The sequence below is a fragment of the Cyanobium sp. ATX 6F1 genome (assembly GCF_024346315.1).
Taxonomy (GTDB): domain Bacteria; phylum Cyanobacteriota; class Cyanobacteriia; order PCC-6307; family Cyanobiaceae; genus ATX-6F1.
Window position 1 is genome coordinate 21836 of the sequence record NZ_JAGQCS010000012.1, and the last position, 14327, is coordinate 36162.

Consider the following 14327-nt stretch of genomic DNA (forward strand, 5'->3'; position numbering starts at 1 on the left):
GCCTCAGATCTCCTGGGCGCGGCGGGTCTCCTTTTCCGCCTTCCAGATCCGCCAGCGCAGCTCGTAGCCCTTCGGGGTGTAGACCACGACCGGCAGGCTGGCGTTGTAGGGCACCACGAAGGGCTTGCTGCCGGCGCTCACGAACTGGGGCCTGAGGGGCTCCCCGGGGGGGCAGGCCTTGCGGGTGGAGAGCATCGGGCCCACCTCCGTGAGCCGGAACAGGGTGTAACCCCAGCCGGGGATCGTCTCGGGCTTGAGCTTGCCGCCGAGGCGGTGCTGGTTGCAGTCGAGTGGCAGGGTCTTGCCAGCGATCAGCTGCACCCGCCAGTCGGCTGGATCCGCAGAAAAGGAGGGGTCCCTGGTGGGGGGGAGCAGGCCCGGCAACTGGATCACCCAGCGCAGCTCATCGGCCGCCGGGGCCGGATAGGGCTTGAGATCGAGCCGGGGGATCGCCCGGGCCGGCAGCGAGGCCGCGGCAAAGGCCGCCCCAAGGGCCACCACCAGCCCAGCCCTGACGCGCACCTGTCCCATCGATCCTGGAATCCAACTGCCATGATCATGGCCGCCGCCAGCCCCAGCGCCGTTGGCCTCCGCGTTTCCAGCCTCCGGCGCCACAGCCGTGGCCCTGCTCTCGGGCGGCCTCGATTCGGCCACCGCCACGGCCCTGGCGATCGAGGCGGGGCAGCGGGTGATCGGGCTGTCCTTCGACTACGGCCAGCGCCACCGCCGCGAACTGGAGGCCGCCCGGGCCCTGGCCGAGCGCCTGGGTCTGGCGGAGCACCACACCATTGCTGTGAACCTGGCGGCCTGGGGCGGCTCCTCGCTCACCGATGCCGCCCTGGCGGTGCCCAGCGATGGGGTCGCCGACGGGGTGATCCCCTCCACCTACGTGCCTGGCCGCAACACCGTGTTCATCGCCCTGGGGCTGAGCCTGGCGGAAGCGCGCGGGGCCACGCGGCTGGTGCTGGGGGTCAACGCGATCGACTACTCCGGCTACCCCGATTGCCGGCCCGACTACCTCGACGCCTTCCAGACCCTGGCCGATCTGGCCACCAGGGCGGGCCGCGCCGGACACGGTGCCCGGCTCTGGGCCCCCCTGATTCACTGGAGCAAGACCGAGATCGTGCGCCAGGCCCTACGGCTCGGGGTTCCGATCGAGGTCACCTGGAGCTGCTACGCCGGCGGCGAGCTCCCCTGCGGCCGCTGCGACAGCTGCCGCATTCGCGACGCGGCCCTGATCGAAGCCGGGCGGCCCGATCTGGCCAGCCACCGGCCGTGAGGCGGGAGCTGCCCTGGCGGGACCCCTGGGCGGTGGCGCTGGCCCTGGCGGCGGCCTTCGGCCAGGACGGGCTGGTGTGGCTCGATGGCGATGGGTCCCCAGCTGGGCCGGCAGCGGCGGGAGGCGGAGCCGAACCGTTCGGGGCGGGCCTGAGTGCGCGCAGCATTCTGGCGGTGGCTCCGTTGGAGACCCTCTGCTGCCGGGGGCTGCCGGGGGAGCCCGGTGCCCACGATCCATTCGCGGCCCTCGAACGCATGGAGGCCCAGGGGGGCGATTGGCTCGGCTGGCTGGGTTACGAGGCGGGGGCCTGGGTGGAAGCCGGTGACCACTGGCAGCGCCCGGCGATGGCCACCCTCTGGGCCGGCCGCTACGACCACCTGCTGCACATCAACCTGAAGGAGCGGCAGCTCTGGCTGGAGGGCTGCGGAACCGAGCGGCTGGCGACGATCGCCGCCGTGGTGGAGGCCCTCCCGGAGGGCGCCGGGGCGCCCACCGCCGGCGATCCGGCAGCGATCCCGATCTCCACCTGGCACTGGCACACCGACGCCGGCGGCTTCGCGGCCCAGGTGGAGCAGCTCCAGGCCTGGATCGCCGCCGGGGATCTGTTCCAGGCCAACCTCACGGCCTGCTGCGAGACCACCCTGGCGGCGGAAACCGACCTGCTGGCCCTCTACGGGCGCCTGCGCCGCGCCTGCCCGGCGCCGTTCTCGGGCCTGGCGATCGCCAATGGCGCGGCCCAAGGGGAAGCGGTGCTCTCCGCCTCGCCTGAGCGCTTCCTGCGGCTGAGCGCCGATGGCCAGGTGGAAACCCGGCCGATCAAAGGCACCCGCCCCCGCCGGGCCGACCCCGAGGCCGATGCCCGCGAGGCCGCCGAACTGATCACCAGCCCCAAGGACCGTGCCGAGAACGTGATGATCGTGGATCTGCTGCGCAATGACCTTGGGCGGGTGTGTGTGGCGGGGAGCATCAGCGTGCCCCAGCTGGTGGGGCTGGAGAGCTACCGCCAGGTGCATCACCTCACCTCGGTGGTGGAGGGGCGGCTGCGGCCGGGGCTGGGGGTGGTGGATCTGCTGCGGGCCTGCTGGCCCGGGGGCTCGATCAGTGGCGCCCCCAAGGTGCGGGCCTGCCGGCGTCTGAACGCGCTGGAGCCCGTGCCCCGGGGCCCCTATTGCGGCAGCCTGTTTCACCTGGCCCCTGGCGGCGCCTTCGATGGCAACATCCTGATCCGCAGCCTGCTGATCAACGGCCGCCAACTGCGGGTGCATGCCGGCTGCGGCATCGTCGCCGACTCCGATCCGGCCGGGGAGGCCGAGGAAATGGGCTGGAAGATCCAGCCGCTGCTGGAGGCCCTGACATGAACGCGATCGCCTGGATCGGCGATCCCGCTGGCGGTCCCCAATCGGGCCTTTGGGGGGCGCCCGGCGCCCTGAGCCTGCCACTGGATGACCGGGGCCTGGGCCTGGCCGATGGCCTGTTTGAAACGGTGCGGGTGGAGAACGGCCAGGCCCTGCTGCTGGCGGAGCACCTGGAGCGCTGGGATCGCGCCGCCGCCCTGCTGGCGATGGCAGCGCCACCGGCCAGCGCCGCGGTGCGGGCGCTGCTATCGGAAGCCGTGGGCCGCTGCGGCCAGGGCGATGGTGCCCTGCGGCTCAACTGGAGCCGGGGGGCGGCCGCCGGGCGGGGGATTGATTTACCCAGCATCGGCGCCACACCATCACCCGCTGCCGGCCATCGCTTCTGGCTGCAATTCAGCCCCGGCGCGGCTTGCTTCCAGCCGGTATCGGTACTGATCAGTCGCCTGGAGCGCCGTAACGCCTCAAGCCAGCTGAGCGGTTGCAAGACCTTTGCCTATGGGCCCGCGATCCAGGCCCGCCGTGAAGCGCGCTCAGCCGGCGCCGAGGACGCCCTGTTGCTCAGCACGGCCGGTGGGCTCTGCTGCGGCACCGCCGCCAACCTGCTGGTCCGGCGCAACGGAGGCTGGTGGACGCCACCCCTGGCCAGCGGCTGCCTACCGGGGGTGATGCGCGGCCGGGCCCTGGCCCTGGGGCTGGCCAGGGAGGGCGAACTGAACGCCGAGGACCTGGTGGGCGCCGAAGCCGCGCTGCTGATCAACAGCCTCGGCTGCCGGCCGATCACGGCCGTCGATGGGGCACCCATGGCGTTTCTCAGCCCCACGGAGGCCGAGACCTTCTGGCGTCAGTTGTCGTAACTCCACAACGGCTTGAGCTGGGACGACTCAGACCTTGAGGAAGCGGTTCACCACCTCCTGACTGAGCTCTTCGGTGGGGCCACTGGCCACCATCCCCCCCCGCTGCATGGCATAGAACCAGTCAGCCTGCTCCACGAAATTGACGTGCTGCTCCACCAGCAGGACGCTGATTCCCGTGGTCTTGATGATCCGCTTGACCGCGCGCTCGATGTCGAGAATCACGGACGGCTGAATGCCCTCGGTGGGTTCATCGAGCAGCAGCAGTCGAGGCTTGCCCAGAAGGGCACGGGCGATGGCGAGTTGCTGCTGCTGTCCGCCGCTGAGATCGCCGCCGCGACGGTTGAGGAACTTCTCGAGAACCGGGAACAGCTCGTAGACCACAGGATCGATGTGGCGGTTCTTCTGCAACCCCCCCGGCAGAGCCTCCAGACCCAGCAGAAGGTTCTCGCGCACCGTGAGCTGGGGAATGATCTCCCGGCCCTGGGGCACGTAGCCGATACCGCTGCGGGCCCGCTGATGGGGCGGCAGGGCGGAGACGTCTCGATCCTCGAGCTCAACGGCTCCACTGCGCTGCCGCAGCAACCCGATCACGGTCTTGAGCAGGGTGGTTTTACCGACACCGTTCCTGCCGATCAGACAGACCATCTGGCCTGGTTTGACGGTGATGTCGACATCCCTGAGGATATGGCTGTCACCGTAGTAGACGTTGAGGCCGCGAACCTGCAGCACCGCATCCGTGGTGGTCATGCGTCGTCCTCCATCGAAATGCCCAAGTAGACCTCGATCACCTTTGGATTCTTCTCGACTTGATCCATGGGCCCCTCACACAGCACATGGCCCTCATGCAGCACCGTGACCTGGGAGTCGAGATCGCGGATGAACTCCATGTCGTGCTCAATGACCAGCACGGTGTGATCACCGGAGAGCTGCTTGAGCAGATCAGCGGTGCGGCGGGTTTCCTCATCGGTGAGGCCGGCCACGGGCTCATCGACCAACAACAGATCGGGGTCCTGGGCCAGCAGCATGGCGATCTCCAACCACTGTTTCTGGCCATGGGACAACCCACCCGCCGGCACGTTGGCCTGGGCCTCCAGATCCACCACCGCCAGCAGCTGCTGCACCCGCTCCCGAGCCTTGGAATCGAGAGAGCCGAAGAGGAGATCGATTGGGGAATTGCGGTGGCTCACCGCCAGCTCGAGGTTCCGGCGTGGCGAAAGGTTCTGATACACCCGCGGCGTCTGGAATTTGCGGCCGACCCCCAGCCGTGCGATCTGGTGCTCCGTGGTGCCCACCAGGGATTTCCCCCGGAAGACCACATCCCCCTTGGTGGGCCTCACCTTGCCGGTGATCACATCGAGGAAGGTGGTCTTGCCGGCACCATTCGGACCGATCACCGCCCGCAGCTCGCCGGGTGCCAGCTGCAGATTGAGATCGTTGAGGGCCCAGAAACCATCGAAGCTGACGCTCACCGAGCGCAGTTCCAGCAGCGGACTCACGCCGGTGGACGGGGTGCTCATGGCTCGACTCCTCGGGTGGACGGCGGGGTGAGTTCGGCGGCCTCGGCCTGCACGACGGGATCGAGATCCAAGGCGGGATAGGTGGGCGCCAGGGGCGGCCAACCGAGCATCGCCTGGAGCTGGCGCACTCCGCCCTGGCGCCACCAGCCCACCAGGCCATCGGGCAGGGCGGTGACCACCAGCAGGAACAGACCCCCCTGGATGAACAGCCAGGTTTCGGGCAGCTGCTCACTGATCAGGCTCTTGGCATAGTTGATCAGCACGGCCCCGAGCACAGCCCCGATCAGGGTGCCCCGTCCGCCCACCGCCACCCAGATCACCATCTCGATCGAGAACGGCACCGCCATGAACTGGGGGCTGACGATGCCGGATTGGACGGTGTAGAGCGCTCCGCTCACCCCGGCCAGGGCTCCGGCCACGGCGAAGACGAGGGTCTTGTAGGCGGTGGGGTTGTAGCCCGTGTAGCGAAGCCTGGGCTCATCATCTCGGATCGCCACCAGGGCATCACCGAAGCGGCCGCTGGTGAGCCAGCGGCAAAGGAACCAGGCCGCCACGGTCAGCACCACGGTGAGCAGGAACAGGCTGCGCTGCATGGCATCGGAGCCGACCAACTCGCCGAAGATCCGCGCGGTGTCGGTCTTGAGGCCGTTGGTGCCGTTGATCAGCTTCTGTTGGCCGTTGAAAAAGTTGAAGAAGACCAGCAGGGCCGCCTGGGTGAGGATCGAGAAGTAGACCCCCTTGATCCGGTTGCGGAACACCAGAAAGCCGAGCAGGCCAGCCACCAGGGCAGGGATCACCCAGATCGCCAGAAACGTGAACACCGGCGAGGTGAAGGGCTGCCAGAAGGTCGGCAGCTCCTTGACGCCGTAGAGGCCGAAGAACTCCGGCAACTGGCCGGGCTCGAGGCTGTCGAGCTGCAGGTACATGCCGATGGCATAACCACCGATGGCGAAGAAGATCCCCTGGCCGAGGCTGAGCAGGCCGGTGAAGCCCCAGATCAGATCAATGCCCAGGGCGACGATGCCCAGCGAGAGAAACCGACCGAGCAGGTTGAGCCGGAAGGGGGGCAGTAGCACCGGCAGGATCAGGGCCGCGGCCACGATCAGCACCCAGGGCAACAGGCGACGCCAGAGGGGAGCAGCGGTGGGCGCCATGGCTCAGGCCTCCACCATGCGGCCCTTGGGCGGGAAGATCCCCGCCGGGCGGAACTGCAGGAAGACCACGATGATCGCAAACACGAGCACCTTGGCCATCGAGGTGGTGGCGAAGAAGGTGATCAGCTCGTTGAGGCCGCCGGGCATGGCAGGCCAGACCAGAAGCAACGAACCGGAACCGACCACATAACTCAGCACACCGATGGCGAGGGCCGCCACCACCGTGCCCATGAGCTTGCCCACCCCTCCGAGCACCACGACCATGAAGCAGTCGACGATGTAATTGCCTCCGAGGTTGGGGCCCACCGATCCCAGCAGGGTGACGGCGACACCAGCCACACCGGCCAGACCGGAGCCGACCAGGAAGGTGAGCGCATCCACCTTCTGGGTGGGGATGCCGAGGCAATCGCTCATCGGCCGGTTCTGGGTGACCGAGCGGATGCGGATGCCCCAGACGCTCTTCTGCAGGAACCAGGTGACCGCCACCAGGGCGGCGATGGTGAGGGCGATGATGAACAGGCGCGCAGTCGGCATGTTCACGGCCCCCACGTCGATGGAACCGCGCAGCCAGCTGGGCGCGGTGACATCGAGGTTGCGGGCGCTGAACCAGGGTTCATCAAGGGCCCGCTGCTGTCCGAGGACGGCGGCCACGGCGATCCCCACCAGGCCGGCGACGAGCCAGTTGCCCACGGCGAGGATCGGGGTCCAGCGCTGTTGCCACCAGGCCTTGGGGGTGAGGCGAGGCAGCAGCAGACCGAGGGCCACCGCCAGCACCAGGCCGATGGCGAAGGCACTCGAGACCGAGCGCACAAACTGCTGCAGGATCAGGCTCACCCCCCAGGTGGCCAGCAGGGTTTCCAGGGGCCGCCCGTAGAGCCTGCGGATCACGGTCTTCTCCAGCAGCAGACCGGCCAGACCACTGACCAGGAAGGCGATCGGAATGGCAATCAAGATGTAAATCGGGAACAGCGCTTCCGGCACGGCGGCCTTGAAGATGTTCTGCACCACATAGGTGGTGTAGGCCCCGATCATCATCAACTCGCCATGGGCCATGTTGATGACGCCCATCAGCCCGAAGACCACGGCCAGTCCGAGTGCGGCGAGCACCAGCACCGAGCCGATGGCCAGGCCGTTGAACAGTGTTTCGTAGAGAAGATCCATGGCGTCCCGGCGGAACCGGGCAAGGTGAACGGTCAGCCCAGAAAGCCAGGCACGAAAAGAGGGGAGATTCCTCCCCCCTCTGAGGTCGATGGCCTGACGGCGATCACATCTTGAACTTGCCGGCGTCAGGACGCTTCTGGGTCCAGTCGCAGGTGTAGCCCTTGGTTTCAGGCACAAACTGGTTCCAGGCAATGGGCTTGAGGATGCCCTTGTTCTCGATGATCTTGAACATCCCATCCTTCTGGACCTCGCCGATCATCACCAGTTCAGTGGTGTGATGGTTGGGTTGAACTTCGATCGGACCCTGAGGGGCATCGAACTTCACTCCGATCAAGGCCTCACGCACCTTGGCGTTATCGGTGCTGCCGGCCTTCTCGGCACCCTTGGCCCAGAGGTAGACCATGTTGTAAGCCGACTCAGCCGGGTCGTTGGTGACCCGCTTCTCGCCATACTTCGCCTTGAAGTCAGCGGTGAACTTCTTGGAAGCCGGGGTATCAAGGCTTTGGAAGAAGTTCCAGGCGGCATAGGTACCTTCAAGGTACTCAGGCCCGATGGCGGCCACTTCCTCTTCCGCGATCGAGAAGCTCATGATCGCGTAACCGTTGGCCGGGGTGATGCCGGCAGCCTTCATCTGCTTGAAGAAAGCAACATTGCTGTCACCGTTCAGGGTGTTGACGATCACACCACCCTTGGGCAGGGCCTGCTTGATCTTGGCAATGATCGGCGCCACCTCAGTGTTTCCAAGGGGAAGGTAGTCCTCACCCACCAGCTTGCCGCCTTCTGCCTTGAGCTGTTCCTTCATGATCGTGTTGGCCGTACGTGGGTACACGTAATCGGAGCCCACCAGGAAGAAGTCTTTGCCCTTGTTCTTCAGCAGCCAAGACACAGCCGGCTCGGCCTGCTGATTGGGCGTAGCCCCGCTGTAGAAGATGTTCTTGGAGCACTCCTGACCTTCGTACTGGATTGGGTAGAAGAGGAAGTGATCCTTGGCCTCGAACACCGGCAGCATCGCCTTGCGGCTGGCGGAGGTCCAGCCTCCGAACACCACGTCGACCTTGTCCTGATCAATGAGTTTCTTGGCTTTCTCGGCGAAGGTGGGCCAGTCGGAAGCGCCGTCTTCCTCGACCGGAACGATCTTCAGCTTCTTGCCAGCAACATTGACACCACCGGATTTGTTGATCTCCTCGATCGCCATCAGCTCGGCTTCGGCCACCGTGTTCTCGGAGATAGCCATGGTGCCGGAGCGGGAGTGAAGGATCCCGACCTTCACTTCACCGTCGAAACCGCCGCCGCCGTCTCCGGAGGCCATCTTGTCGCCGCCACCGCCCCCACAGGCCACGAGGGAAAAGGACGTGGCCAGAGCGGTGGCGCCGCCCAGCAGACGAAAGGCCGTCTTCTGCGTCGAGGTGGGCTTCATTGAACAAAACTCCTGGGTGTGGTCCGCCAACTAGCGGAAAGGGCAACGTATCGACGGGTACCTCGGAAAACATGTAGCGGATCGCACCGTTTGGCCAACCCATGGGCGGCCTGTCACAGACCCAACGTCAAACAAGTCTCAATCCGGTAGCTGTTGCAACAGAAACTTCTCCACCTGATCGAGGCCCTCTCCCGAGCGGAGGTTGGTGAAGCACCACGGCAGACCCGGGCGCATGCGCTCGGTGTCCCGCTCCATCACCTCCAAAGAAGCGCCCACCATCGGGGCCAGATCGATCTTGTTGATCACCAGCAGATCGGAGCGGGTGATGCCCGGTCCCCCCTTGCGGGGGATCTTGTCGCCGGCGGCCACATCAATCACATAGATGCAGCGGTCGACGAGCTCCGGGCTGAAACTGGCGGCCAGGTTGTCACCGCCGCTCTCCACCAGCACCAGATCCAGGTCGGGGAAGGCCTGCTCCAGCTCCTCCACCGCCGCCCGATTGATCGAGCAGTCCTCACGGATCGCCGTGTGGGGGCAGCCGCCCGTCTCCACCCCGCGGATGCGCTCGGGGGCGAGGGCACCGGCGCGGGTGAGGAACTGGGCGTCTTCCTGGGTGTAGATGTCGTTGGTCACCACCGCCAGCTGCAGCCGGTCCCGCAGCGAGCGGCACAGGGCCTCCACCAGGGCCGTCTTGCCGGAACCCACGGGCCCGGCCACCCCCACGCGCAAGCGGCTCATCTAACTGCGGAACAGACGGGAGTAGAGCTCAGCATGCTGCAGCTGGGCCAGGGCCGCCCCGACCCCGCCGCTCCAGAGGGCGCGGGGGTCGGCGCCCACCAGCTCCCGGGCGCGGCGCTCCAGCAACGGCCCCAGCCGCAGCTGCAGGGCCTGGCCCGAGGTGGCCCCCAGGGGCACCAGGCGCACGGCGGCACTGATCTGATTGGCCACCCAGCCGTGGAGGTAGGCCTCGATCAGCTCAAGGGGCTCCAGCTCCAGGCACACCCCCGCCCAGGCCCAGGCGGCGCTCCAGCCCAGCCCAGGAGCTGCAGCTCCAGCCCCAGCCGGAGGCAGGGGCCAGCCCAAGTCCTTCAGCAACTGCAGCAGCGAGCGCCCCATTTGACGCTGCTGGGCCCGCAGCTCCGCCGCCTCCCGCTGGGCCAGCAGCCAACCGTCGAGTTCGGCCGCCGCCGGCAGGTCCCCCTGGGCCAGGGCCTCCATCAAGGGACCCAGGGCCGCGGCCTCGATCGCCACCAGGCCGCGCTCCAGCTCAGCGATCAGCCAGCCCTCCAGGGCGGCGACCTCGGCCAGCTGACCGCGCTGCACCAGCACCTCCAACCCCTCCGAATAACTGAAGGCGCCCACCGGCAGGGCTGGGCTGACCAGCTGATAAAGGCGCAGGCGGGACAGGCTCACGGCTGGTGGTGATCGTGGGGCCCCTGATGGCTGTGATCGTGGTGGCTGGGCCCAGCCCCGGCATAGGCACCGCCCTCGGGCAGGAAGGGCGCCTGCAACCGCTCCACCAGCAGGCCCCGCTGCCGCAGCAGGTCCTCGAGCACGCTGTCGACCCTCAGCCGCAGCTGATTGGCATGAACTTCCAGGGGCACATGGCGGTTGCCCAAGTGGTAAGCCGCCTGCAGCAGCGCCAGGGGATCGGCGGCGCGCACCACCAACAACGGTTCGGGGGCCGCCTCCACCAGCACCACAGGGCTGCCGCCCGCCGGGACCAAGCGCTCGCCGGGCTCCAGGGCCGCGCCCCGGGGCAACTGCAGCAGCAGATCCCTCCCGCAGGCGCTCCTGCGGTGGCCCCGCAGGCTGGTGCGTTGGTCAGCGTTCAGGGGCAGGAGCAGGACCGAACCGGCCTCGGGCCCTTCGGCTGGGCCGCCCAGGCGATTCACCAGCACCAGGGGCGTCGTGGCTGAGGAGCCGGAGGGGCCGAGGGGAGAGCGACTCATCACTGGCGACGGGGAAGGCGACAGGATGGGCGCCTAAGCCATTCCACCATCAGCCCCCGCTTGCCCCCCGCGTGATCGTCAGCCCACCCGAGCGCACCACCACCCCCTGGCGGGCCAGCGCCCAGCTGTGTTTCAGCCGAGCGGACCCTGGCGGAGCCACGGTGCACCAGGGCGGAGCCACGGCACCGCTCAAGATCCAACGTGCCTTCCGCCAGCAGGATGGTCGCTGCGAACTGCCGCTGCTGCACACCGCCGGCGGCCTCGTGGGGGGCGATGAGCTCGCCATCGAGGCCCAGCTGGGCCCCCGAAGCCAGGCCCTGATCACCAGCGTGGCGGCCCAGAAGGTCTATGGCACGGTGGGACGCTCGCGGATCACACCCAAAGGCACCTGGGCCCGGCAGCGACTGCAGTTTGATCTCGCCGCCGGGGCGGACCTGGAATGGCTCCCCCAGGAGCTGGTGCTCTACGCGGGCGCCCTGTTCGAGCAGCACAGCCGGGTGGAGCTGACGGCCGGGGCCAGCTGGCTGGGGGCGGAGGTGGTGCGGCTGGGCCGCAGCGCCGACGGCGAAACCCTCGGCTCCGGCAGCTGGCGTTCCTCCCTGGAGATTCGGCGCGCCGGGAGCTGGAGTCTGGTGGACCGCTTGGCACTGGGGGGCGAGAGCCTCACGGACCCCCATGGCCTGGGGGGATCCCCCGTGTTCGGCAGCCTGGTCTGGGCGGCGCCAGAACCCGTGAGCGAGGCGCTGCTGGAGGCATGCCGCGCCGATCGACAAGGGCTGGAGGGGGCCATGGCCTGCGGACGATTGGATCAGGGGCTGGTGGCCCGTTACCACGGGCCCTCCACCCAGGCGGCCCGCTGGTGGTTCACGCGCCTCTGGGCACGCATCCGCGCCGAGCGCGGCCTGCCGCCACCTGAACTGCCGCGGGTGTGGCCGTTTCAGGAATCACCCTTCACTCACCTCCCCTCCCCTGGGGAAGCCCCATGAGCCGGCAACGGCTGGGCGCGCTGAGCGAGCGGGGGCTGTTGGCGATCGGGCCCATGCCCTGCTGGATGTCGGCAGCGGCAAGCTGGCGAACGCCTGCCGGTGCTCCGTGGGGGCCGCCTGCAACGGGGGGATCCCGTCTGGCTGGAGACCGAGGGCGCCTGGGGGGAGCAACAACGCCAGGGGATCTCATAGGAGTCGTCACAACCGTTCCCCCTGAACCCGTCCACACGCCCAACCACTGCCAGAGTGCAGCCGGCACGCCAGCACCCATGCACCTGACCCCCCAGGAGAAGGACAAGCTCCTGATCGTCACCGCCGCCCTGCTGGCGGAGCGACGGTTGAACCGCGGCCTCAAGCTCAACCACCCGGAGGCGGTGGCCCTGCTCAGCTTCCTGATCCTGGAGGGGGCCCGTGACGGCCGCAGCGTCGCCGAGCTGATGCGCGATGGCAGCACCTGGCTCAAGCGCAATCAGGTGATGGAAGGCGTTCCGGAGCTCATTGGCGAAGTGCAGATGGAGGCCACCTTCCCCGACGGCACCAAGCTCGTCACCCTCCATGACCCCATCCGCTGAGCGCCTGAACCCATGAGCCCACTGATTCCTGGTGAAATGATTCCCGGTGAACTGATCCCCGAGCCCGGCGTGATCGAGCTCAACGCCGGTCGCCCCGTGACCACCATTGGGGTCGCCAACCGCGGCGATCGGCCCGTGCAGGTGGGCTCCCATTTCCATTTCCACGAGGCCAACGAAGCGCTGGTGTTCGATCGCGACGCCGCCCGCGGCCAGCGGCTCGACATCCCCGCCGGCACGGCGGTGCGCTTTGAACCCGGCGATGCCCGCGAGGTGCAGCTGGTGCCCTACGCCGGCGCCCGCCGGGTGTTTGGTTTCAACGGCCTGATCAACGGACCCCTGGAGTAAGCAGCCATGGCCTATCGGATGGAGCGGAGGGCCTACGCCGAGACCTACGGCCCCACCACGGGCGACCGCCTGCGGCTCGCCGACACCGAGCTGATCCTGGAGGTGGAGCGCGACTTCACCACCTACGGCGATGAGGTGAAGTTCGGCGGCGGCAAGGTGATCCGCGACGGCATGGGCCAGGCCCAGACCAGCCGCGCCGACGGCGCCGTCGACACGGTGATCACCAACGCCCTGATCGTCGACTGGTGGGGGATCGTCAAGGCCGACATCGGCCTGCGTGACGGCCGCATCTGCGCGATCGGCAAGGCCGGCAACCCCGACATCAGCGATGGCATCGACATCATCGTGGGGCCGGGCACCGAAGCGATCGCCGGCGAAGGCCACCTGGTGACCGCCGGCGGCATCGACACCCACATCCACTTCATCTGCCCCCAGCAGATCGAAACGGCCCTCTCCAGCGGGGTCACCACCCTGCTGGGGGGCGGCACGGGTCCGGCCACCGGCACCAACGCCACCACCTGCACCCCCGGTGCCTTCCACCTGGCCCGCATGCTCCAGGCCGCTGAGGGGTTGCCGGTGAACCTGGGCTTCTTCGGCAAGGGCAACGCCAGCACCCCGGCGGCCCTCGAAGAGCAGATCCGCGCCGGCGCCTGCGGCCTCAAGCTCCACGAAGACTGGGGCACTACGCCAGCCGCGATCGACTGCTGCCTGTCGGTGGCCGACCAGTTCGACGTGCAGGTCTGCATCCACTCCGACACCCTCAACGAGGCGGGCTTCGTCGAAGACACGATCCGCGCCATCGGCGGCCGCACGATCCACACCTTCCACACCGAAGGGGCCGGTGGCGGCCATGCCCCCGACATCATCCGGATCTGCGGCGAGGCCAACGTGCTGCCCAGCTCCACCAACCCCACCCGCCCCTACACCAGCAACACGCTCGAGGAGCACCTCGACATGCTGATGGTGTGCCACCACCTGGATCCATCGATCCCGGAAGATGTGGCCTTCGCCGAATCGCGCATCCGCCGCGAGACGATCGCCGCCGAGGACATCCTTCACGACCTGGGCGCCTTCTCGATCATCGCCAGCGACTCCCAGGCCATGGGCCGGGTGGGGGAGGTGATCACCCGCACCTTCCAGACCGCCCACAAGATGAAGGTGCAGCGGGGCCCCCTGCCGGAGGATGCCGCCGCCGGTGGCCGCCACGACAACACGCGCATCCGGCGCTACGTCGCCAAGTTCACGATCAACCCCGCCATTGCCCACGGCCTGGATTCCCAGATCGGCTCGGTGGAGGTGGGCAAGCTGGCGGATCTGGTGCTGTGGAAACCAGGCTTTTTTGGGGTCAAGCCCGAGCTGGTGCTCAAGGGAGGCTCAATCGTCTGGGCCCAGATGGGCGACGCCAACGCCTCGATTCCCACCCCCGGCCCCGTGCACGGCCGGCCGATGTTCGCCGCCTACGGCGGTGCCCTTGCCCCCAGCTGCCTCACCTTCTTGAGCCAGGCCGCCCTCGATGATGACCTGCCCCGGAAGCTGGGCCTGAAGCGGCCCTGCGTGCCGGTGGTGAACACCCGCGGCATCGGCAAGGCTGAGATGCGCAACAACAGCGCCCTGCCCAAGGTGGAGGTGGACCCCCAGACCTACGAAGTGTTCGCCGACGGGGAGTTACTCACCTGCGAACCGGCCGAGGTGCTGCCCATGGCCCAGCGGTACTTTTTGCTCTAAGCAACCTGCT

Annotated in this window: 16 protein-coding genes; 7 read left to right on the forward strand and 9 right to left on the reverse strand. The window is 68.0% G+C overall.

Annotated elements, in window-relative coordinates; translation table 11 throughout:
* Positions 1-3 precede the first annotated feature (3 nt).
* Positions 4-531, reverse strand: a complete 528-nt coding sequence (locus tag KBZ13_RS14335; RefSeq protein WP_255010363.1) for an ecotin — start codon at positions 529-531, stop codon at positions 4-6.
* A gap of 52 nt (positions 532-583) precedes the next feature.
* On the opposite strand from KBZ13_RS14335, the gene queC reads away from it, so the two are divergent.
* Genes queC through KBZ13_RS14350 form a run of 3 tightly spaced genes read left to right on the forward strand, consistent with a single transcriptional unit; the run spans position 584 to position 3488 of the window.
* Positions 584-1279: a 7-cyano-7-deazaguanine synthase QueC gene (queC, locus tag KBZ13_RS14340; RefSeq protein WP_255010365.1), complete on the forward strand. Its 696-nt coding sequence runs from the start codon at positions 584-586 to the stop codon at positions 1277-1279.
* On the forward strand, positions 1276-2637 hold the full coding sequence (locus KBZ13_RS14345; RefSeq protein WP_255010367.1) for an anthranilate synthase component I family protein: 1362 nt from the start codon (positions 1276-1278) through the stop codon (positions 2635-2637). The genes queC and KBZ13_RS14345 overlap by 4 nt, the downstream gene beginning before the upstream one ends.
* A complete protein-coding gene (locus tag KBZ13_RS14350) occupies positions 2634-3488 on the forward strand; it encodes an aminotransferase class IV (RefSeq protein ID WP_255010369.1) in 855 nt (284 codons plus the stop codon). Before KBZ13_RS14345 ends, KBZ13_RS14350 begins: the two co-directional genes overlap by 4 nt.
* Positions 3489-3515: 27 nt before the next feature.
* On the opposite strand, the gene urtE is transcribed toward KBZ13_RS14350, so the two are convergent.
* The 8 genes from urtE to ureE form a co-directional block, all read right to left on the reverse strand.
* Positions 3516-4235 (reverse strand): urea ABC transporter ATP-binding subunit UrtE, encoded by a 720-nt coding sequence (urtE, locus tag KBZ13_RS14355; protein WP_255010371.1) that lies wholly within the window; start codon positions 4233-4235, stop codon positions 3516-3518.
* The gene (gene urtD / locus KBZ13_RS14360; protein WP_255010373.1) at positions 4232-5005 is read right to left on the reverse strand and encodes an urea ABC transporter ATP-binding protein UrtD; all 774 of its coding nucleotides are present in this window, start codon (positions 5003-5005) and stop codon (positions 4232-4234) included. The genes urtE and urtD overlap by 4 nt, the downstream gene beginning before the upstream one ends.
* Positions 5002-6159, reverse strand: coding sequence for an urea ABC transporter permease subunit UrtC (urtC, locus tag KBZ13_RS14365; RefSeq protein ID WP_255010374.1), 1158 nt, complete (start codon positions 6157-6159; stop codon positions 5002-5004). Before urtC ends, urtD begins: the two co-directional genes overlap by 4 nt.
* A 3-nt stretch (positions 6160-6162) precedes the next feature.
* Entirely contained in the window at positions 6163-7320 is a 1158-nt protein-coding gene (locus KBZ13_RS14370; protein WP_255010376.1) for an ABC transporter permease, read from the reverse strand.
* A 103-nt stretch (positions 7321-7423) separates the two neighbouring features.
* A complete protein-coding gene (gene urtA, locus KBZ13_RS14375) occupies positions 7424-8737 on the reverse strand; it encodes an urea ABC transporter substrate-binding protein (protein WP_255010441.1) in 1314 nt (437 codons plus the stop codon).
* Between the two features lie 138 nt (positions 8738-8875).
* Positions 8876-9475: an urease accessory protein UreG gene (gene ureG / locus KBZ13_RS14380; protein ID WP_255010378.1), complete on the reverse strand. Its 600-nt coding sequence runs from the start codon at positions 9473-9475 to the stop codon at positions 8876-8878.
* The gene (locus KBZ13_RS14385; protein WP_255010444.1) at positions 9476-10144 is read right to left on the reverse strand and encodes an urease accessory protein UreF; all 669 of its coding nucleotides are present in this window, start codon (positions 10142-10144) and stop codon (positions 9476-9478) included. It abuts the gene before it with no gap.
* 2 nt (positions 10145-10146) lie between these two features.
* Complete coding sequence (ureE, locus tag KBZ13_RS14390; RefSeq protein WP_255010379.1) at positions 10147-10689, reverse strand: urease accessory protein UreE; 543 nt, start codon at positions 10687-10689, stop codon at positions 10147-10149.
* A 71-nt stretch (positions 10690-10760) separates the two neighbouring features.
* Between ureE and KBZ13_RS14395 the strand changes: the two genes are divergently transcribed.
* From KBZ13_RS14395 to ureC, 4 genes are all read left to right on the forward strand, one after another.
* Positions 10761-11675: an urease accessory protein UreD gene (locus KBZ13_RS14395; protein WP_409995666.1), complete on the forward strand. Its 915-nt coding sequence runs from the start codon at positions 10761-10763 to the stop codon at positions 11673-11675.
* Positions 11676-11944: 269 nt separating this feature from the next.
* The gene (locus tag KBZ13_RS14400) at positions 11945-12247 is read left to right on the forward strand and encodes an urease subunit gamma (protein WP_255010381.1); all 303 of its coding nucleotides are present in this window, start codon (positions 11945-11947) and stop codon (positions 12245-12247) included.
* Between the two features lie 36 nt (positions 12248-12283).
* The gene (locus KBZ13_RS14405; RefSeq protein ID WP_409995667.1) at positions 12284-12592 is read left to right on the forward strand and encodes an urease subunit beta; all 309 of its coding nucleotides are present in this window, start codon (positions 12284-12286) and stop codon (positions 12590-12592) included.
* A 6-nt stretch (positions 12593-12598) separates the two neighbouring features.
* Positions 12599-14317: an urease subunit alpha gene (ureC, locus tag KBZ13_RS14410; RefSeq protein ID WP_255010388.1), complete on the forward strand. Its 1719-nt coding sequence runs from the start codon at positions 12599-12601 to the stop codon at positions 14315-14317.
* The last annotated feature ends 10 nt before the right edge of the window (positions 14318-14327 follow it).